Annotated in this window: 21 protein-coding genes and 1 pseudogene; 13 read left to right on the forward strand and 9 right to left on the reverse strand. The window is 70.2% G+C overall.

Going from position 1 to position 18,134, the window contains the following annotated elements; all coding sequences use genetic code 11:
• Positions 1–6: 6 nt before the first annotated feature.
• A complete protein-coding gene (uvsE, locus tag DEIPH_RS09630; RefSeq protein WP_034357381.1) occupies positions 7–897 on the reverse strand; it encodes a UV DNA damage repair endonuclease UvsE in 891 nt (296 codons plus the stop codon).
• Positions 894–1,382 (reverse strand): gluconokinase, encoded by a 489-nt coding sequence (locus DEIPH_RS09635; protein WP_034357383.1) that lies wholly within the window; start codon positions 1,380–1,382, stop codon positions 894–896. The genes uvsE and DEIPH_RS09635 overlap by 4 nt, the downstream gene beginning before the upstream one ends.
• Before the next feature lie 70 nt (positions 1,383–1,452).
• Between DEIPH_RS09635 and lhpI the strand changes: the two genes are divergently transcribed.
• Positions 1,453–2,352, forward strand: a complete 900-nt coding sequence (gene lhpI / locus DEIPH_RS09640) for a bifunctional Delta(1)-pyrroline-2-carboxylate/Delta(1)-piperideine-2-carboxylate reductase (RefSeq protein WP_034357392.1) — start codon at positions 1,453–1,455, stop codon at positions 2,350–2,352.
• A gap of 4 nt (positions 2,353–2,356) precedes the next feature.
• On the opposite strand, the gene DEIPH_RS09645 is transcribed toward lhpI, so the two are convergent.
• Complete coding sequence (locus tag DEIPH_RS09645; protein ID WP_034357394.1) at positions 2,357–3,430, reverse strand: 3-deoxy-7-phosphoheptulonate synthase; 1,074 nt, start codon at positions 3,428–3,430, stop codon at positions 2,357–2,359.
• A 259-nt stretch (positions 3,431–3,689) separates the two neighbouring features.
• On the opposite strand from DEIPH_RS09645, the gene DEIPH_RS09650 reads away from it, so the two are divergent.
• The 8 genes from DEIPH_RS09650 (at position 3,690) to mnhG (ending at position 10,657) form a co-directional block, all read left to right on the forward strand.
• Positions 3,690–4,358, forward strand: coding sequence for a hypothetical protein (locus DEIPH_RS09650; RefSeq protein WP_034357396.1), 669 nt, complete (start codon positions 3,690–3,692; stop codon positions 4,356–4,358).
• 178 nt (positions 4,359–4,536) lie between these two features.
• Entirely contained in the window at positions 4,537–6,885 is a 2,349-nt protein-coding gene (mbhE, locus tag DEIPH_RS09655; RefSeq protein WP_034357398.1) for a hydrogen gas-evolving membrane-bound hydrogenase subunit E, read from the forward strand.
• Positions 6,882–7,382, forward strand: coding sequence for an MnhB domain-containing protein (locus tag DEIPH_RS09660; protein WP_034357399.1), 501 nt, complete (start codon positions 6,882–6,884; stop codon positions 7,380–7,382). Before mbhE ends, DEIPH_RS09660 begins: the two co-directional genes overlap by 4 nt.
• Before the next feature lie 34 nt (positions 7,383–7,416).
• A complete protein-coding gene (locus tag DEIPH_RS09665; RefSeq protein ID WP_051517284.1) occupies positions 7,417–7,911 on the forward strand; it encodes a sodium:proton antiporter in 495 nt (164 codons plus the stop codon).
• Complete coding sequence (locus tag DEIPH_RS09670; protein WP_034357401.1) at positions 7,908–9,449, forward strand: proton-conducting transporter transmembrane domain-containing protein; 1,542 nt, start codon at positions 7,908–7,910, stop codon at positions 9,447–9,449. The genes DEIPH_RS09665 and DEIPH_RS09670 overlap by 4 nt, the downstream gene beginning before the upstream one ends.
• Complete coding sequence (locus DEIPH_RS09675) at positions 9,446–9,946, forward strand: Na+/H+ antiporter subunit E (RefSeq protein WP_034357403.1); 501 nt, start codon at positions 9,446–9,448, stop codon at positions 9,944–9,946. Before DEIPH_RS09670 ends, DEIPH_RS09675 begins: the two co-directional genes overlap by 4 nt.
• Positions 9,943–10,203 carry a monovalent cation/H+ antiporter complex subunit F gene (locus tag DEIPH_RS09680; RefSeq protein WP_034357405.1) on the forward strand — a complete coding sequence of 87 codons (261 nt, stop codon included), beginning with the start codon at positions 9,943–9,945 and terminating at the stop codon, positions 10,201–10,203. Before DEIPH_RS09675 ends, DEIPH_RS09680 begins: the two co-directional genes overlap by 4 nt.
• A gap of 49 nt (positions 10,204–10,252) precedes the next feature.
• Positions 10,253–10,657 carry a monovalent cation/H(+) antiporter subunit G gene (gene mnhG, locus DEIPH_RS09685; protein WP_034357407.1) on the forward strand — a complete coding sequence of 135 codons (405 nt, stop codon included), beginning with the start codon at positions 10,253–10,255 and terminating at the stop codon, positions 10,655–10,657.
• A gap of 5 nt (positions 10,658–10,662) precedes the next feature.
• Here mnhG and DEIPH_RS09690 read toward each other — a convergent pair whose 3' ends face one another.
• Together DEIPH_RS09690 and DEIPH_RS09695 are read right to left on the reverse strand one after the other, a co-directional pair.
• The gene (locus DEIPH_RS09690) at positions 10,663–10,986 is read right to left on the reverse strand and encodes a hypothetical protein (protein ID WP_034357409.1); all 324 of its coding nucleotides are present in this window, start codon (positions 10,984–10,986) and stop codon (positions 10,663–10,665) included.
• Positions 10,987–11,062: 76 nt separating this feature from the next.
• Positions 11,063–11,644, reverse strand: a complete 582-nt coding sequence (locus DEIPH_RS09695) for a YIP1 family protein (protein WP_034357430.1) — start codon at positions 11,642–11,644, stop codon at positions 11,063–11,065.
• Positions 11,645–12,112: 468 nt separating this feature from the next.
• On the opposite strand from DEIPH_RS09695, the gene era reads away from it, so the two are divergent.
• The 3 genes from era (at position 12,113) to DEIPH_RS09710 (ending at position 15,507) form a co-directional block, all read left to right on the forward strand.
• Positions 12,113–13,045 carry a GTPase Era gene (gene era, locus DEIPH_RS09700; RefSeq protein ID WP_034357411.1) on the forward strand — a complete coding sequence of 311 codons (933 nt, stop codon included), beginning with the start codon at positions 12,113–12,115 and terminating at the stop codon, positions 13,043–13,045.
• Positions 13,046–13,133: 88 nt separating this feature from the next.
• Positions 13,134–13,925, forward strand: coding sequence for a c-type cytochrome (locus tag DEIPH_RS18795; RefSeq protein WP_152544882.1), 792 nt, complete (start codon positions 13,134–13,136; stop codon positions 13,923–13,925).
• A 16-nt stretch (positions 13,926–13,941) separates the two neighbouring features.
• Complete coding sequence (locus DEIPH_RS09710; protein WP_034357413.1) at positions 13,942–15,507, forward strand: flavin monoamine oxidase family protein; 1,566 nt, start codon at positions 13,942–13,944, stop codon at positions 15,505–15,507.
• A gap of 60 nt (positions 15,508–15,567) precedes the next feature.
• On the opposite strand, the gene DEIPH_RS09715 is transcribed toward DEIPH_RS09710, so the two are convergent.
• From DEIPH_RS09715 to DEIPH_RS09730, 4 genes are all read right to left on the reverse strand, one after another.
• On the reverse strand, positions 15,568–16,044 hold the full coding sequence (locus DEIPH_RS09715; protein ID WP_034357415.1) for a Nudix hydrolase: 477 nt from the start codon (positions 16,042–16,044) through the stop codon (positions 15,568–15,570).
• A gap of 2 nt (positions 16,045–16,046) precedes the next feature.
• A complete protein-coding gene (locus DEIPH_RS09720; RefSeq protein WP_034357417.1) occupies positions 16,047–16,559 on the reverse strand; it encodes a YfiT family bacillithiol transferase in 513 nt (170 codons plus the stop codon).
• On the reverse strand, positions 16,556–16,915 hold the full coding sequence (locus DEIPH_RS09725) for a nucleotide pyrophosphohydrolase (protein ID WP_051517286.1): 360 nt from the start codon (positions 16,913–16,915) through the stop codon (positions 16,556–16,558). The genes DEIPH_RS09720 and DEIPH_RS09725 overlap by 4 nt, the downstream gene beginning before the upstream one ends.
• A gap of 65 nt (positions 16,916–16,980) precedes the next feature.
• Positions 16,981–17,472: a DUF4384 domain-containing protein gene (locus tag DEIPH_RS09730; protein ID WP_034357419.1), complete on the reverse strand. Its 492-nt coding sequence runs from the start codon at positions 17,470–17,472 to the stop codon at positions 16,981–16,983.
• Positions 17,473–17,610: 138 nt separating this feature from the next.
• Here DEIPH_RS09730 and DEIPH_RS09735 point away from each other — a divergent pair.
• A pseudogene (locus tag DEIPH_RS09735) lies at positions 17,611–18,134 on the forward strand (ATP-dependent zinc metalloprotease FtsH); the annotation flags it as partial.

Raw genomic sequence — 18,134 nt, forward strand, 5'->3', positions numbered from 1 at the left:
CGCACCCTAGCGCCCGCACGCCATTAAGGCCGCGACCGCTTCTTCCTTGCCTTTGGCCTCCACCTCGATCCAGGGGACATCGGCATAGGCGCCCGGCAACTGGGTGATGAGCTGGCTGTGGCGGCGGTCCTGCGGCCCCTCCAGACCGTTGGAGAGGTGGACCACCTGCCACTCGGGGGGCTGCCAGGTGCGGCGAGCGGCCAGGACCCATTCCCGCACACTGGGGTCTTCCTGATCCGCCAACTTCTCGCGGACGACGTGGTGGTGCGCGTCGAACACCAGCGGCGTGCCAGTGGCCTCGCAGACGGGCAACAGGTCGGCGGGGCCGTAGGCACGCTCGTCGTTTTCCAGGCCCAGCCTCTGGCGGGCGGCATCCGGCAGGTCGGGAATCAGGGCGGCGAGTTCGGCGGCGCGGCCTCCCTTGCCGCCGTGCAGCAGCAGCAGATTCCAGGGTGTCCGTTCAAAGCCGAAGCGGTCGAGCGTGTCGGCGTGCGCGCCGAGTGCGCGGACACTGGAGCGGCGCACCTCTGGGCGCTCACTGTTCAGCACGATGAACTGCTCGGGGTGCATCAACACGCGAATCCCGGCGTCGCGGAACGCCTGCCCGGCGGCCCACATCTGCGGAGCGAGGCTGTCCAGCACGGCCCGCCCCGTGTCGTCCCCTTCCAGATCGAACATCGGAAAGAGGCTGGAACTCAGGCGATAAAGCCGGATGCCGCGCGCGGCGCAGAAGGCGGCGGCTCCCCCGACGCGGGCGATGTTGTCGGCGTAGAGGTCGAGCAGCTTCGCTTCCCGCCCGGAGGGAGACAGCGCCCGGTAGCGGGTCAGCGTGACGGTGCGGAAGCGGACCTCGGGGCCGACGGTCAGGCAGACCAGGCCGTAGGCAGGCGGGGTCACGCCGCCCCCAGCGCGGCCAGTGCCCGGCGGGCCAGGTCGGCGGGCGTGTCGGCGGCGGTCACGTCCAGGGTCAGCACGTCCGCCTCGTCCGGGCCGGGCGGTTCCAGCGTGGCGAACTGCGAGGGCAGCAGCGCCGCGCCCGCGTAGTGCCCGCTGCGGGCGGCCAGGCGCGCCCGCAGCACGTCTTCCGGCACGTTCAGGAACAGGAAGCGGACGCCCCCGACCCGCAGGGCGTCCCGGTAAGCGCGGCGCAGGGCCGAGCAGGCCAGCACCACGTCCGGCCGGGCCAGCAGTTCCCCACGCAACCGCGCCAGCCAGGGCGCGCGGTCGGCATCGGTCAGACCCACACCGGCGGCCATCTGCGCGCGGGCCTGGGGCGTGTGAACATCGTCCGCGTCCAGGAAGGGAGAGCCCAGCCGCCGCGCCAGCGCCTGCCCCAGCACCGTCTTGCCGCTGCCGGTCACGCCCATCATCACCAGCCTCATGCGGCCAGTCTGCCGCAGGGCCGGCGCGGGAACCGTGGGAAGGCGCGAAGTTCCCGACGTATCGTGACCCATGACCCTGCCCCACCTGCGGCTGCACAGTGCCGAGCAGACGGCCCGCCTGCTGCCCTACCCGGCCCTGGTGGACGCCCTGCGCGCCGCCTGCCTGGAGGCCGCACGCGGCGAGATCCGCAGCCCGGACCGGCTGGCCCTGCCGCTGGCGGACGGCGGGGTGATGCTGTCCATGCCTGCCGCCGCGCCGGACATCGCCTCGCACAAGCTGGTGAACGTCTGCCCGGCCAACCGCGAACGGGGGTGGCCCACCATTCAGGGTCAGGTGACGGCCTACGACGCGGCGACGGGCGCGCCCCTCTTCCTGCTGGACGGTCCCACCGTGACCGCGCGGCGCACGGCGGCGGTGAGCGTCCTGGGGATTCAGACCCTCTTGGGCACGCCTCGGAACGTGCTCCTGATCGGCACGGGGACACAGGCGGAAGCGCACGCCCAGGCCCTGGCCGCCGTCTTTCCGGAAACCCGCATAGGGGTCAAAGGCTCCCGGCGGGAAAGCGCCGCCGCTTTTTGTGAGCGCGTCGGCGGCGGCCTCTTCCCCACCCACGAGGTGCCGGAGGGTGCCGAGGTGGTGATCACGGCCACCACCAGCCGGACGCCCGTCTATGCGCTTCCGGCCCGCCCCGGTCGGCTGTTGGTGGCGGTGGGGGCCTTCACGCCGGACGCCGCCGAGATCGCCCCGGACACCGTGCGCGGCAGCCGCGTCTATGTGGACGACCCGGCGGGCGCACGGCACGAGGCGGGCGACCTGCTCCAGGCGGGCGTGGACTGGGCCGGGGTGCAGGCCCTGGCCGACGCGCTGGTCACGCCGCCGTCCGCCGGGGCAGCCCTGCTGTTCAAGACGGTGGGCTGCGCCGCCTGGGACCTCGCCGCCTGCCGGGTGGCGCGGGAGAGGCTGGGCTGAGCGCCTACCCGCCCAGCGCCGCGTGCGCTTCGAGCAGCAGCGCCTCTGTCTCGTCCCAGCCCACACAGGCGTCGGTGACGCTCACGCCCCACTGGAGCTGCGAGAGGTCGGCGGGAATGCTCTGTTTGCCGGGGCACAGGTTGCTCTCCAGCATCAGGCCCCTGATCGCCGTCTGCCCGCGCAGGCGCTGCCCCAGCACGTCGCGCCACACCAGCCCCTGCCGCGCAGGGTCCGAGCCGCTGTTGGCGTGCGAGCAGTCCACCATGACGGCGGGGGTCAGTCCGGCGGCCCGCATCAGCCCCTCGGCCTCCCCCACGAACGGTGGCGCGTAGTTCGGCCCCTGCCGCCCGCCGCGCAGGATCACGTGCCCGTCCGGGTTGCCGCGCGTGTGGACGATGCAGGCCCGCCCGTCGTCGTCCACCGTGAAAAAGGCGTGCGGGTGGCTGGCGGCCACGATGGCGTCCACCGCGAGCTTCAGGCCGCCGCCCGTGCCGTTCTTGAAGCCCATCGGGGCGCTGACCGCACTGGCCATCACCCGGTGGGTCTGGGACTCGGTGGTGCGGGCACCCAGGCAGGCCCAGGCCACTGCGTCGAACAGGTACTGCGGCGCGAAGGGGTCGAGCAGTTCGGTGGCGACCGGCAGGCCCAGTTCCGAGACGCGGATCATCAGCTCGCGGGTCCGGGCCAGACCCCGGTTCATGTCGTTCGCGCCGGTCATGTCGGGGTCGATCAGGGGACCGCGCCAGCCGACGGTGGTGCGGGGTTTGTCCACGTACACCCGCATCTGGACTTCCAGGCGGCTCTGCACCCGCGCCCGCAGCGCCGCCAACTGCCCGGCGTACTCGGCGGCCTGCCCGAAGTCGTGGATGGAGCAGGGGCCGACCACCACCAGCAGCCGGTCATCCCGGCCGTGCAGGATGTCCTGAACGGCCCGGCGACCCGCCAGCACCGTGCGCTCGGCGGCGGGCGTGAGGGGGAGGCTGGCCTTCAGTTTGCGCGGCGTGACCAGCGGCGTGAAGCCCGTGACGTTCAGGTTCTCGGTGCAGCCGGCGTGCAGGGTGGGCTGAGGTTGGGTCATGGGCAGGCGCGTCCTCTCGGGAAAGAATCGGGGAAAGAAAAGACCCGGAAGGCAACTTCTCCTCCGGGCGGTCCTGGCTGGGGTGGCAGCGTCGGCGTCAGGCCCGGCGGAACCTGAACCAATAAAAAAACGCGGCGCTGGGGAACATGGGCCGAGTGTACGCCTGGCGGGCCGGGGCGGCGGGCGGGGCCGTCTAGCCGTGCCCTCCCTTCCGTTCACGGAGGGAACCCCCGCGGCCCCCGGCCCGTACTCTGAGGGGATGAAACGCTCTCTCGCCCTGATGCTCACCACCCTCGCGCTGGGGGCGGGTGTGGCCGACGCCGCCCGCCGCAGCGGTGGGGGATTCGGTGGCAGCCGCAGTTCCGGGGGCTACAGCGCGCCCCGGTCCACCCCGCGCACGACCACGCCCCGTTATACGCCGCCCCGCAACACCTCCAGCGGCAACAGCTACACCGCGCCGCGCACCTCCACGCCTGCGCGCACGCCCAGCAGCACGCAGCGCAGCACGACCAGCACGGGGGCGACGAGTGCCGCGAACCGGGCAGCGGCGGCGCGCGTGACGCCCTCGCAGCTCAACAGCTGGAAAAGTGTGAAACTCCCGGCGGGCGTGCCGCGCAGCGCCATCACCTACAGCGCCACCAAAAACGCCCAGTACCCCTATCAACTCTCTTCGGGCCGTTACTATCCCTACCCGCAGAGCTACTACCGCAGCCACGGCATCGGCTCGGACATCCTGAAGTACGCGCTGATCTTCACGGCGGTCAGCAGCGTGGCGAACGCGCTGGACGGCCCGGACGTGATCGTGAATGGCGGAATGCCGGGAACGGTGGTGACGCAGCAGCGGGGGCCGAACCTGTGGACCTATGTGGGTGTGGCCTTCCTGGCCGCCGCCGCCGGGTGGTTCCTGCTGGGCCGCCGCCGGGGTTAGGCCCGCCTCTGCGCCCGCCGCCCTGGCCCGCACCCTGGGGCGGCGGGCGCCCTTCTGTCGGCCGGAGGGGGACGGTCCAGGTTCATCCGTGAAGACCTCACGCCCCCCTGCGGGCCGGGACGTGGTGTCATGAGGTGATGATGACGAGACGGCTGACCCACCGAACAGGACGCGGGCCATGACCCTCGCCGTGTTCCTGCCCTTCCTGCTCGCCGCGCTGGCCGCGTGGCTGGGGCCGCGCCTGGGCCGCCGCACCGGCTACGTCGCGGCGCTGGCGTTCCTGCCCGCGCTGCTGCTGGCCGTGCCGCTGGCCGGGATGCCGGGAGCTGTGCCCGCGCTGGAGGTGACGCGCTGGGTGCCCACCCTGGACCTCGCGCTGGCTTTCCGGGGCGACGGCTTCTCGCTGCTGTTCGCTGCCCTGATCGGCGTGATCGGCACGCTGGCGAGCCTGTACGCGGTGGCCTACCTGTCGGACCGGGAACGGTTCGGACGCTTCTATGCCTACCTGCTGCTGTTCGGCGGGTCCATGCTGGGGCTGGTGCTCAGCGACAACCTCGTGGCCCTGTTCGGCTTCTGGGAGATGACCAGCGTGACCAGCTTCCTGCTGATCGGGCTGTGGCACACCCGCGCGGCGGCACGCGACGGGGCGGTGAAGGCATTCCTGGTGAGCGCGCTGGGTGGACTGGGCCTGCTGGCGGCGGTCGCGCTGATCGGGATCGCCGGGGGCAGCACGTCCCTGTCGGGGCTGGACGTGGCGGCGCTGCGGGCCTCGCCCCTCTTCACGCCCGCGCTGCTGCTGACGCTGCTGGCGGCCTTCACCAAGAGCGCGCAACTGCCCTTCCACCTCTGGCTGCCGACCGCGATGGAGGCCCCCACCCCCGTTTCGGCCTTCCTGCACTCGGCCACGATGGTCAAGGCCGGTGTGGTGCTGGTCGCCAAGTTCGGGTTGCTGTTCGGCACCTCGCCGCTGTGGTCGGGGATCATCGTGCCGCTGGGGCTGGCGACGCTGGTGTGGGGCGCGTGGCTGGCGCTGCGGCAGACCGACCTCAAGGCGCTGCTGGCCTACTCCACCGTCTCGCAACTCGGCCTGCTGATGAGCCTCTACGGTCTGGCGGACGCGGAGGGCAACTTTGCCGGGACCGCGCACCTGCTGAACCACGCGGCCTTCAAGGCGGCCCTCTTTTTCGTGGTGGGCATCATCGACCATGAGACGGGCACGCGCGAGCTTCCGTTGCTGGGCGGCCTGCGGCGGGCGCTGCCGGTGACGTTCGGGGTGGCGCTGCTGGCCGCCCTCAGCATGGCGGGCCTGCCCCCCCTGGGCGGCTTCATCAGCAAGGAGCTGTTCTACGAAACCATGCTGCATCAGGGACCGCTCTTTATCGGGGTGGCGGTGGTGGGCAGTGCGCTGACCTTCGCGTACACCTTCCGGCTGCTGCGGGTGTTCCTGGGTGCGCCGCGTGCCCCGGAAGGCGCGCACCCCCACGAGGCCCCGCCCGGGCTGACGCTGCCCGCCGCGCTGCTGGCCGGGGCCGCGCTTCTCTTCGGCGTGTGGCCCGCCAGTGCCGAGGCCCTGACGCGCACGGCGCAGGCGGCGCTGAACTTCGCGGGGTACCCGGGGCACCTCAGCCTCTGGCACGGCGTCACGCCCGCGCTGCTCGCCACGGGGCTGACCTGGGCACTGGGCGCACTGCTGATCGGGCAGGCGGGGCGGGTGAATGCCCTGCAACGCCGCCTCACGCCACGCACGAACGCGAACACCGTCTATTACTCGCTGCTGGAAAGCGTGAACACCTTCGCCGCCTGGCTGATCTCCCGTACGCAGGGGCTGGCGCTGCCCGATCAGCTGCGGGTCATGCTGGCCGCCGCCGCCGTCATCGCGGGCTACGCGGTGCTGCGCGCGCCGCAGGTGTTTCATCCCTTCGGGGCGCTGCCGCTGAGCGTGCTGCCCATCGCGGCGCTGCTGGTGGCGGGGGCGGTGGGCGTGCTGCTGGCCCGCAACCGGCTGACGGCGGTCGTGGTGACGGGCCTGACGGGCTTCGGCAGCGCCGCCGCGTTCCTGGCCCTGCGCGCGCCCGACCTCGCCCTCACGCAGCTGCTGGTGGAGGCGGTGACAGTGATCCTGTTCCTGCTCGCCTTCCGGTATCTGCCGGGGGGTCGGGACCTGGCGCGCTCCCGCTGGCGCTACCGGGTGGACGTGCTGCTGGCCGCGCTGGCGGGCGTCGGCGCGACGCTGCTGGTGCTGTCCAGCGTGCGCTTTCTGGCGCCGCCCATCTCGCCCTATTACCTGGCGAACAGTTACAGCGGGGGCGGCGGCAAGAACGTGGTGAATGTGCTGCTGGTGGACTTCCGGGGCTTCGACACGCTGGGCGAGGTCACGGTGGTCGGCATGGTCGCGCTGGCGGTACTGGCCCTGGTCCGCCTGGGCAAACGGGGCCGCACGGCCACTGCGCCGGACGCCCTCCCCCCCGAAGGTCTGCCGCCCGAGAACCTGACGCCCACCCCACCCCCACCCAAGGAGCGTGCATGACTCCCCGACGCAAGAAACCCGCTCCGGTCCCGGTGAACGGGAGCAGTCCCACCACCGCGCCCCTGACGGACGACCCGATTCTGCGGAGCGTGAGCCGCGCGGTCTTCGCGCTGATCCTGCTGTTCGCCTTCCTGCTGCTGTGGCGCGGGCACAACGCCCCCGGCGGCGGCTTCATCGCGGGCCTGATGACGGTCGGCGCGCTGATCCTGCACCGCATCGCCACCGGCACGAGCGCCCTGCGGGTGGACCCCCTGCGGCTGGTGCCCTGGGGCCTGGCCCTGGCCTTTCTGACTGGCCTGGTGCCGTACCTGCTGGGGAGGCCCTTTCTCAAGAGCGCCTACGGCTACATCACCACGCCCCTGACCGGCGAGTTCGAGTGGGCCAGCGCCCTGCTGTTTGACTTCGGCGTGTATCTGGTGGTGGTCGGGGGCGGCCTCGCCATCGCCTACGCGCTGACCGACGTGGACCCGCAGGAACGGGTGGAGGGGGACGAATGAAGTCGCCGCCGGTTCCCCTCCCGGAGGTGCGCTGATGGAGGCCCTCTTTGCCCTCCTGATCGGCCTGCTGGTGGCGGCGGGGGTCTTTTTGCTGCTGTCACGCAAGATCGTGCGGGTGGTGCTGGGCCTGACCTTTATCGGCTACGCGGGCAATCTGGCGATTCTGACGGTGGCGGGGCTGCGGGAACTGGCGCCGCCGCTGCTGACGGTGCCGGGGCCGTACATGGACCCGCTGCCGCAGGCGCTGATCCTGACCGCCATCGTGATCGGCTTCGCGACGACCGCGCTGCTGCTGACCGTCGCGCTGCGGGCCTATCAGGTGTCGGGACACGACAACGTGGCGGCCTTCGGGGACAGCCTGGCCCGTGACCCTTACGCCGGGGAAGGCCGCTCCGCCGACCCCGAACACCAGGGGCCGGACCTGCCCGACCTGATCCACTCAGACCCGGAAGAGCCGGGGCCGGATCACCCCGAGACAGAAGACCTCAGCCCGAGCGACCGGACGGCGGGCGCGGGAGGTCAGCCGTGAGCGGCCTCTCCTGGCTCCCCCTCGCGCCGTTCGTGACCTCGCTGGGGTTCGGCTTGCTGCTGCTGTGGCCCGCGCGGCGGGAGGTGCGGGTGGCGCTGTCGCTGGTGGGCACACTCGCCACGCTGGCCTTTGCCGTGGGCCTGCTGCTGGCGACGGCGGACGGGACCGTGCTGGTCAGTGCGCTGGGCGGCTGGCGTGCCCCCTTCGGCATCGTGCTGACCGCCGACCGTCTGGCTGCCTGGATGAGTCTGCTGGCGGCGGTGAGCGCGCTGCTAACCGTGTGGCAGGCCGCCGCTGACCCCGACCCGGTGCGCGAGAAGTATCACCTCTTCGCGCTGCTGCAATTCCTGTTCGCGGGCGTGCAGCTGTCGTTCCTGACCGGGGACCTCTTCAACCTGTTCGTGGCCTTCGAAGTCATGCTGGTCGCCTCCTACGCCCTGACCGTGCTGGGGTCCACCCGTGAGCAACTGCGCGAGGGCTTCCGCTACATCGTGATGAATCTGGCCGCCTCGTCGCTGCTGGTGGTGGCCTGCGGGCTGGCCTACGGGGTGCTGGGGACGCTGAACTTCGCGCACCTCGCGCAGCGGGCGGCGGAACTCGGGCCGAACGCCACCGTGACCAGTGTGGGCGTGCTGCTGCTGATCGTGTTCGCGGCCAAAGGCGCCCTGTTCCCGCTGGGCTTCTGGCTGCCGGGCACCTACCCGGCGCTGCCGCCCGCCGTGGGCACCTTCTTCGCGGCGGTGCTGACCAAGGTCGGCGTGTATGCGCTCCTGCGGGTCTTCACGACCGTCTTTACGCAGGAGCCGGGCGTGACGAACACGCTGTTGCTGGGGCTGGGCAGCGTCACCATGCTGTACGGCGCGTTCGGGATGGCCTCGCAGCGCGAGTGGCGGCGCATCCTGTCCTTTACGGTGGTCAGCAGTGTGGGCTACCTCGCCTTCGGGCTGGGGATCGGGACGCCGGAAGCGGTGCGGGCCAGCGTGGCGTATCTGGCCGTGAGTGTGCTGGTCACCACCGCCCTCTTTGCCATCGCCACCGTCGCGGAGCGGGCGACCGGGACGCGGCTGGTGCGGGCGCGCGGGATGCTGGAGTTCCTGCCGCTGCTGGCGGCCTGCTTCCTGCTGTGTGCGCTGACGGTGGCGGGGCTGCCGCCTTCCGGGGGCTTCGTCGCCAAATACGCGCTGGTGCGCGCGGGGTTGAGCCAGGGGTCGCCGCTCGCGCTGCTGGCGGTGGGCAGCGCGCTCCTGAGCAGCCTGATCACGCTGTACGCGATGCTGAACGTATGGCGCGGCTTTTTCTGGGGCAAGCACCCCACCTGGCTGCCGGTGTACCGCGTGCCGCGCCCGCTGCACGCCGCCGCCTACACCGCCTCGGCGCTGGTGGCGGGCCTGACCCTCTTCGCGGGGCCGATCTTCGCGCAGGCGGACGCGACCGCCGCCGAACTGTCCACCCCCCAGCGGTACATCCGGGGCGTGCTGGGGGATGAGCCGGTCGTGATTCCACCCGCGCCCGGCGGCCAGCCGGAGGCGCACCCGTGAACGGCCTGACGCTCAATCTGCTGCTGGCGGTCGTGTGGATGCTGCTGGCGGGCGAGGTCAGCGCGCGGGAACTGCTCATCGGGTTCCTGCTGGGGTTCGGCGTGCTGACGCTGTTTCCGCGTGCGCTGGGAACCGGGGGGTATGTCCGGCGCAGCCTCGCCACCCTCGGGTTCGTGGGCTTCTTCCTGCGCGAACTCACCGTGGCGAACGTGCAGGTCGCGCTGTTTGCCCTGCGCCCGCACCCGCCGCTCAATCCCATGCTGGTGGCCGTGCCGCTGCGGCTGCGCGGGGACAGCGCGCAGACCCTGCTGGTCGTTCTGGTCAACCTGTCGCCCGGCACGGTGGCCCTGGGCTTCAGCCCCGACCGCCGCACCCTGTACGCCCACGCCATCGGCACCCCCGACGCGCAGGCCGCCCGCGCCAGCATCATCCGGATAGAAGATCATCTGCTGCGCTGCATGGCTCCCCATCCCCCACGCCCGGAGGTTTCCCCGTGATTATCAACCTGGCGCTCGGCATCGTGACCCTCTCGGTCCTGCTCGTGACCGTGCGCGTGCTGCGCGGTCCCTCCTGGGGCGACCGCATCATGGCCTTCGACTTTCTCAGCGTGAATCTGGTGGTGCTGTTCGCCCTGATCGCCGTGAAGACCCGGTTGATCGTGGTCCTGGACGCCGCGCTGGTCCTCAGCCTGCTGGGCTTCCTGTCCACGGTGGCGCTGACGCGGTATCTGCTGCTGGGCCGGGTGATGAAGTGAAGCGGTTCCCGGTCAGCCTGCGGCCCACTCCGGCACCGGGGGGCACCCCATGAGCGACTTTTCTCCCCTGCGTGACATCCCCATCCTGATCGGGGCGTTCTTCGTGCTGACGGCGGCCATCGGCCTGGTGCGCTTTCCCGACCTCTACACGCGGCTACACGCCAGCAGCAAGCTGGTGACGCTCGGCTCGGCGGGTATTTTTCTGGGGGCGGCGCTGGAGCTGACCGACGCGGCGGCCTTCACGCGGCTGGCCGCCGTGCTGCTGTTTCACTTCCTGACCACGCCGCTGACCGCCTACCTGATCGCCCAGGCCGCCTACCTGCGGGGCCTGCCGCCTCTGCTGGGCGGGGGCGGGCGGCGCGGCATCGACGAATGGGGCGCGCTCGGCCAGGCCGAACAGGTGGCCCAGGCCGACCGGGACGCGCAGCGGGCGATGACGGCGGAGGGCGAGTAGCGCCGCTATTCCCCGCCGATCTGCCGCAGCTTCTCCACCCGCCCCGCCAGTTCGCCCAGGCCCAGGCCACGCAGGGCCTTCGCACTGCGCTGCACCCCCGCCCCATCCACGCGGTTCTCGTTCCAGCCCGCGATCAGCATCGCGCAGCCTTGCAGGGCGTCACTCACGCTCTCCTTGTGGAACATCGCCGCGAGGTTGCCCGGCTGTTCGGGCCGGGTCTGCTGCACCTGTGCCTGCACGTCCAGCACCACCTGCATGAACACCTGATCAAGTCGCGCGCGGTCGTCTGGGGAAATGTTCCTGTCCTGGGGGGCCTGGTCCTGGGGCATGGGGGCAGTCTAGCGGGCAGGTCGCCAGGACCAGGGGCAGGGCTTTTCCTCTGCCCTGCCCCCGGTCTGCCCACGCTCAGCGGTTCAGGAACGGCAACACGATCAGCGCTGTCAGAAAGCCCCCGACCACCCAGTACAGCACCGCCGACAGCACCAGCGTCACGGCACCACTCACGCTGTCACGCAGGTTCATGCTCGACTGCACGGCCAGATACCCGAAAAAGATCATCAGGGCGGCGATCACGATGCCGACCAGCCACCCCAGGACGGGGATGATACCCAGCAGCGTGCCCAGGATGCTCAGCGGCACGAAGAACAGCGCGAAGGTATACGCGACTTCCGGGAAGGTGCCCGTCCCCCGGAACAGCGTGCGGCCGATCAGGTACACCGCGCCGGTGAACACGGCGAACTGGACAGGAATCAGGATCAGGCGCGTGATGAACTGCCCGATCACCGTCACCTCGCGGTGGAAGGGCGCGAACAGCGCGGCGATCACGGCGGACACTACTGCGGCCAGCAGCACGTATGTCAAGGCCTGCCTGGTCCCCCCGCGCCGCTCGAACAGCTCGAAGGTCGCGGGACTGGGCCGCGTCAGGACTGCCATGCTCTGGCCGAACATGTCCGAGAGGCTGGCCTGGAGGCGAGTGGGGGTGGTCATGCTCCAGGGTACGGTCCAGGCTGCCCAGGCGTTCCGCACCACCATTTGACATGAAGGGAGCATAAAGCGCGGAGCCTCCCCGCCCGCACGGGTTGGGTCGTCCTACCCGCTTGCTCCGATTCCCAGAACATCTGGCCACCGCACTGGATGTGCTCCGGTGGCCGGAGGCTCAGGGGCGGTCCCTCTGCTGCGCAGCTTTGCAAGTCGCCCTGCTGGCCGCAGGAACCGCAGGCTGACCCGCTCATAGTCCATCGCCGCCCGCCGGGAGGTTCTTCTTCCCACTTTCTGGGCAGAACGGCCCGGGCAGAACGGACGGTCGGTCAGAACGGACTCGCTTCAGCCAGCCTGCCCTCCCCCTGAGGACGCCTGCCCGCTGCCCCGCTTCGCTCGCCCCTTGTCCGCGACCCACCTCGTCATAAGGCGGGCGCAGAACGATTGCCGCCGCCTGCCCGTGAGACAATCGGCCCCATGACGGACCAGCCTTTCCCTGCCCAGGGCGCCAACGAAGCCCAGACCTATTCGGGCTTCGTCGCCATCGTCGGCAAGCCGAATGTCGGCAAAAGCACCCTGTTGAACGCCTTCCTGAATACCAAGGTCGCGCCGACCAGCCCGCGCCCGCAGACCACCCGCCGGGGGGTGCGCGGCATCTTCAGCACCGACACGCAGCAGATCGTCTTCGTGGACACGCCGGGCCTGCACAAGCCCAAGGACGCCCTGGGCAAGTACATGAATCAGGAAGTTCACAGCGCCCTGGCCGATGTCGACGCGATTCTCTGGGTGGTGGACCTGCGCCACCCGCCCACCGACGAGGATCAGCTGGTGGCCCGGCAGGTGCGCGACCTGCCCAAGCCCCTCTTCCTGATCGGCAACAAGACCGACGCCGCCAAGTACCCCGACGAGGCGATGAAGCTCTACCGCGCGCTGCTGGAGGGCCGCGCGGGCGAGACCAGTGAGGTGATGCTCAGCGCGCAGAACAACCCGGCGGCGGTCGCCACGCTGCGCGAGCAGGTGCTGGAGGCGCTGCCCGAAAACCCCTTCTTCTACCCGCGCGGAGCGGCCAGCGACCAGAGCCGCGAGATGTGGGCCGCCGAGATCATCCGCGAGGAAGCGATGAAGAAGCTGCGCGACGAGCTGCCTTATGCCGTCGCCACCCGCGTCAACCGCTGGACCGAGCGTGAGGACGGCCTCCAGCGCATCGAGGGCGAGATCATCGTGGAGAAGAACGCCCACAAGGGCATGGTGATCGGCGCGGGCGGCAAGCAGCTGCGCGAGATCGGCCAGGCCGCCCGCAAGCAGCTCGAAGTCTTCCTGAACCACAAGGTGTTTCTGGGCCTGGAGGTCATCGTGATCCCCGGCTGGCGCGAGGACGAGGAAGCGCTGCGCGAACTGGGCTACGAGTAAAGTCCCAACAAACCCTTAAAACCCCCGCCCGCCTGCTCATCCCCTCCAGAATTGTGAGGGAGGATGCTCTGCTGGAAGGGGGTTCTTTATGGCTGAAGGTGAGCAGACCTCCTCCAAGGTCTTTCTTGGGGGAGTCGTTTTAACAACTGTGGTGGGGCTGGGACTGCTGGCCCTGATCTTTTCCGCCGTCGCCCCCAAGGGCGAGGAGGCCAGCGCACCTGCGGCCTCCCCGGCCCAGACAGCTCCCGCTCAGACGGCGGCGGGCACGGGCAGCGGTCCTTCCGCGGCGCAGCCTTCCGGCGGACAGGCCAGCGGCTCCGCAGGCGCACCGGAAGCGGCGGGTACCGCATCTGCCGGAGCCTCGGCGGGCGGGACCGGGGCGAACGCGGGGAATGGTGCGTCGGGCACGGACGGGTCACCCGCAACCGGGACCGGGACGGCCGGGGGCACCTCCAGCGGCGCCGCCGGCACGGCTTCGGAAGACCAGGCCGGGGGCACCACCCAGGCCGCCGCGTCCGAGGAAAAGCAGCAGCTCCAGTTCACCTCCTTCACGGGGAAGAACGGGGCGGAACTGTATACCCAGGCCTGCCAGAGCTGCCACATGCCGGAGGGCCGGGGCGCTCAGGGCGCGGGCCGTTACCCGGCGCTGGCGAACAACCCGCGCACCGCCAGCACGCCCTACGTGGTCACGATGATCCTGAACGGCAACGGCGGCATGCCGGGCTTCGGCCACTACCTGAGTGACGCGCAGATCGCCGAGATCGTCAACTACGTGCGTGACGACCTGAACAAGCAGACGGATCAGGTGGCGCCCGCCGACGTGCAGAAGCTGCGGCCCCAGAATCCCGACTACATGATCTTCGGCGAGAGTGCCGGGTAAGCGAGAGGAGCCGGAGATGAGCGAGATCAACCGCAGAAGCTTTCTGGAAATGGTGGGGCTGGTCGGCGGCGGCGCGGCGCTGTATCAGGTGATGACGAGTATGGGGATGGCCCAGGCCTCCGCGCCCAAACCGCTGAAGCTCGAAGGCAGCGGCCAGGGCAAGACGGTCCTGATCCTGGGGGCCGGGCTGGCGGGCATGGCGAGCGCCCACGAACTGCGCAAGGCGGGCTACGACGTTCAGATTCTGGAGTACAACGCCCGCGCGGGCGGACGCTGCTGGACCCTGCGCGGCGGCGACGAGTACACCGAGCTGGGCGGCTTCAAACAGCGCTGCGAGTTCGCTCCGGGGCTGTACATCAACCCCGGCCCCTGGCGCATTCCCTACCACCACTACGCCTACATGAACTACGCGCGCGAGTTCGGCATCAAGCTCGAAGTTTTCCCGCAGGTGAACTACAACGCCTACATTCACCGCAAGTCGGGCACCAAGGTCCGGTTGCGCGAGCCGATGGCGGACATGCAGGGCCACGTCTCGGAACTGCTCGCCAAGGCCGCCGCCGGAGGGAATGCCCTGGGCAGCGAGGTCAGTGCGCAGGACCGCGAGCGCCTGCTCGAAGCCCTGCGCGGCTGGGGCTTTCTGGACAAGGACTACCGCTACAGCAAGAGCCTGGCGACCAGCGCCGTGCGCGGCTACGAGGAAGACCCCGGCGCGCGGCTGCAACCCGGCGTCCCGTCCACGCCGATCAACCTCCAGACGATCCTGTCCGAACGGCTGTGGGCCGACCTGACGACCGGAATGCTGTACGAGTTCCAGAGCACGATCTTCGAACCGGTGGGCGGCATGGACGCGATGGCCCGCGCCTTCGAGTCGCGCGTGAAGCCAATGATCACCTACCGCGCCCGCGTCACCGAACTCAGCCAGAACGCGGACGGCGTGACCGCCGTGTACGAGGACCTGGCGGGCGGCGGCACCAAGACCGTGAAGGCCGACTACTGTATCTGCACCATTCCGCTCTCGATTCTCAGCCAGGTCAAGCTGAACGTGGGCCAGGAGCTGGAACAGGCCATCAACAAGGTGCCCTACGCGCCCTCCTTCAAGGCCGGCGTGCAGTACAAGCGGCGTTTCTGGGAGCAGGACGACACGATCTTCGGCGGCATCAGCTACACCGACCTCCCCATCCAGACCATCTCGTACCCGGCCAACAACTACCTCTCGAACGGCAAGGGCGTGGTGCTGGGGGCGTACATGTTCGGCCCCGACGCCGTGCGCTTCAGCGGCATGGACCCCAAGGCCCGCTTGCAGGAGGTGGTGCGCCAGAATGCCCAGATCCATCCGCAGGCGGAAAAGGAGTTCGACAACGGCATCAGCGTGGGCTGGCACCGCGTGCCCTGGACGCTGGGCTGCTACGGCCTCTACACCGAGGAGACGCGCAAGACCGACTACCCGGTGCTGTGTGCCCGCCATAACCGCCTGATGCTGGCGGGCGAACACACCTCCTACTGGAACGGCTGGCAGGAGGGCGCCTTGCTGGCCGCCATCACCGCCGTCGAGGAGATGCACAAGTTCGCCATGCAGAGTTGAGGTGATGCAGGAAGCCGCCCCGGCAGGTGCGTGGGGCGGCTTTCTTTATGCCTTCGCGGTTCAGGTGCGGGGCGCAGTGCCCTCCCACTGGGCATACGCCGCGTCGATGAACAGCTTCGTGTGGTACATCCGCAGCTCGCCGCGTTCGTACAGCCCCCGCACCTCGTCCCGTGAAAAGGAACGGGCCTCGCGCACTTCCCCGGCAAATTCGGGGAGGGGGGTAGGCGCGCCGCCGTCTCCGACGACCTCGGCCAGCCAGGCAAACCGCTGAACCAGCCCCCCGTCGGGAAAGCGGCCCAGCAGCACGTCGAGCAGCCGGAGAGGGCGGACCGTCAGCCCGGTTTCCTCGTACGCCTCACGGACGGCGGCGTCCTGCGGGTGCTCACCGGGTTCGACCGTCCCAGAGGGAATGTGCCAGAGACCGGCGCTGCCGGGCTTGTTCTCGCGGACCAGCAGCACCTCGCCCGCCGCGTTGAGGAGGACGATGCCTGCCGCACGGTGAGGGACGGGAAGATGAAAGGTCTCGCCGTACTGCACGCTTACCCCGTCACCCGCCGGATGTGGGCCACGTGGTGCCTCCCGTGCCAGGCATACATGGCGGCCAGCGTGTCCACCGTGAAGGTCTGCCCCTGCGCCGGGTGCGTCCACTCGCGCGCCCACTGCCCAGGCGTGAGCGTCGCCAGCAGCGCCGCCCACCGCGCGTGCAGGCCGTCCAGCAGGCTCAGACTGGGTTCGAGAGGCAGGCGTATGTCGGGAAGTTCCGCCCAGCGTCCTTCGTCGTAGGGTTTCACGGCCGGGTTCTCTTCGGTCAGCGCGAGCTTCAGCCGGACGACGGCATTCAGGTGGCTGTCCGCCAGATGGTGAACGACCTGCCGGACCGTCCAGCCGCCGTCCCGGTAAGGGGTGTCCAGCACCGCTTCCGACTGGCCCGCGACTGCCGCGCGCAGTTCGGTGGGCAGGGCGCCAATCGCCCGCGTCGCCTCCGCCCGTTCCTGCGGCGTGAGCGCGAGCGGCTGCGGCAGCGGCCCCAGGGGATAACGGAGGGCCGTCACTCCCCCGCCTCCTTGCGCGTCCACCTTTCCGCGTCGCGCGTCTCGATCTTCCGCATCATGCGGTCAAAGCCGCGTTCCAGGTTCAGGCCGCGCTCGTTCGCCAGACAGATCATCACGAACAGCAGGTCGGCCAGTTCCAGTTCCAGGTCGCCCACATCCTCACCGGGCTTGGGCGTCTTGCCATTCTGGTGGGCCAGGACGCGGGCAATCTCGCCCGTTTCCTCGGTCAGCCGCGCGAGCAGCAGCAGCGGCGGAAAATAGCCTTCCCGGAACTGGCCGATATACGCGTCCACGCGCTGCCGGGCTTCCTCGAAGGTCAGGCTGGGAGGGGTCGGACTGGTGGGGGTCAGGCTCATAGGCCCAGGGTAAGAGAAAACCAGCCGCGAGCGGGGCGGCTGGCTGACGGCTGGGCGGTGACGGCTCAGCGGATGTACAGATACGTCTCCTGCACGTCGCGGTCGGCCTGGGCGTAGGGCGTCAGGTACTGGGTGGTCACGGTGTTCCAGCGGTTGCCGTCGTAGTAGCCGTTCAGCACCAGATCGGTGGTGGGGCGCACGCGGGTAAAGATCGCGCGGACGCGCTGGAGGCCGCGCGGGGCAGCCACGTTGTAGGTCACGCCGTCCTGGGCACGCGGGAAGATGGTGGTTCCGGCGGGGATATAAGCGTTCTGGACCAGGGTGCTGGCGTACCCGTTGGGCTGGAGCGCCACCAGCGTGACGTAACCGGCGGTGCGGGCCGTGACACTAAGGCGCACTGGCTCGCCCACGTAATAGGTCGCGCCCTCGCCCCGGTCGGGCCGGACATTCGCGATCAGGTTGCTGCTGCTTCCCACCAACCCCAGATTCGAGCGAACGGAGACGGTGCAGGCGCTCAGCCCGAGGGCGAGCGTGCCGAGCAGAAGGGCAGTACGCATACGGCCAGCATAGCCACGCCGGCTGACGGAAGTCTGAGGGAACGGGCAATGGGTCCCCGCCTCATTCCGGGTCCGGCTCGCGGCTGGAAGGTCACGCCAGGCAGGGTGTGCCGGGCGGCCCGCGGCGTAGCATGAGGCATGCCGTTCCCGTCCCGTCTGCCCGCCGTGTTGACGGCGTGCCTGCTGCTGGCCGCCTCTGCCGCAGCGGGCGCGGCCCCGGCCACCGCAGCAACGCCGGAGACCCTGACCCCCCCGGTCCAGAGCCGGAGTACAGGTCAGCCCCCGCAGCTGCCCGGCGGCACCTACACCACCAACCGCTTTTTCGCGGACCTGAAGGCCGGGGCGGTGGAAGGGGTCACCCTCGACGGAGCGGGAAATGCGTCGGTCAAGTTGCTGAACACGGTCAAGCAGGAGTCGGTGGTTGTCCCGCCCGACGCCGCGACCCTGGCGCGCCTGCGGGCGGCGGGCGTGCCGGTCCGCGTCCTGTCGGGTAGCTCGCCGTTCGCCTGGGTGGGTCAGGTGCTGCCGCTGGTGCTGACGGCCCTGATCCTGCTGGTGCTGTGGCGCACGCTGCGGGGCGCGTCGGGGGGCGGCGGCGCGAGCAACTTCGGGAAGTCGAAGGCGGCGGTGATCGCGGAGGGGCAGGTGAAGCTGACGTTTCA

The sequence above is a fragment of the Deinococcus phoenicis genome (assembly GCF_000599865.1).
GTDB lineage: Bacteria > Deinococcota > Deinococci > Deinococcales > Deinococcaceae > Deinococcus > Deinococcus phoenicis.

Bases quoted from the DNA above. Each gene is read 5' to 3' on its own strand.
- DEIPH_RS09695 (WP_034357430.1), bottom strand. From the start codon at position 11,644: ATGACCACCCCCACTCGCCTCCAGGCCAGCCTCTCGGACATGTTCGGC.
- DEIPH_RS09730 (WP_034357419.1), bottom strand. From the start codon at position 17,472: ATGCGTACTGCCCTTCTGCTCGGCACGCTCGCCCTCGGGCTGAGCGCC.
- DEIPH_RS09710 (WP_034357413.1), top strand. From the start codon at position 13,942: ATGAGCGAGATCAACCGCAGAAGCTTTCTGGAAATGGTGGGGCTGGTC.
- DEIPH_RS09665 (WP_051517284.1), top strand. From the start codon at position 7,417: ATGGAGGCCCTCTTTGCCCTCCTGATCGGCCTGCTGGTGGCGGCGGGG.
- DEIPH_RS09660 (WP_034357399.1), top strand. From the start codon at position 6,882: ATGACTCCCCGACGCAAGAAACCCGCTCCGGTCCCGGTGAACGGGAGC.
- DEIPH_RS09635 (WP_034357383.1), bottom strand. From the start codon at position 1,382: ATGAGGCTGGTGATGATGGGCGTGACCGGCAGCGGCAAGACGGTGCTG.
- DEIPH_RS18795 (WP_152544882.1), top strand. From the start codon at position 13,134: ATGGCTGAAGGTGAGCAGACCTCCTCCAAGGTCTTTCTTGGGGGAGTC.
- era (WP_034357411.1), top strand. From the start codon at position 12,113: ATGACGGACCAGCCTTTCCCTGCCCAGGGCGCCAACGAAGCCCAGACC.
- lhpI (WP_034357392.1), top strand. From the start codon at position 1,453: ATGACCCTGCCCCACCTGCGGCTGCACAGTGCCGAGCAGACGGCCCGC.
- DEIPH_RS09650 (WP_034357396.1), top strand. From the start codon at position 3,690: ATGAAACGCTCTCTCGCCCTGATGCTCACCACCCTCGCGCTGGGGGCG.
- mnhG (WP_034357407.1), top strand. From the start codon at position 10,253: ATGAGCGACTTTTCTCCCCTGCGTGACATCCCCATCCTGATCGGGGCG.
- DEIPH_RS09645 (WP_034357394.1), bottom strand. From the start codon at position 3,430: ATGACCCAACCTCAGCCCACCCTGCACGCCGGCTGCACCGAGAACCTG.
- DEIPH_RS09690 (WP_034357409.1), bottom strand. From the start codon at position 10,986: ATGCCCCAGGACCAGGCCCCCCAGGACAGGAACATTTCCCCAGACGAC.
- DEIPH_RS09725 (WP_051517286.1), bottom strand. From the start codon at position 16,915: ATGAGCCTGACCCCCACCAGTCCGACCCCTCCCAGCCTGACCTTCGAG.
- mbhE (WP_034357398.1), top strand. From the start codon at position 4,537: ATGACCCTCGCCGTGTTCCTGCCCTTCCTGCTCGCCGCGCTGGCCGCG.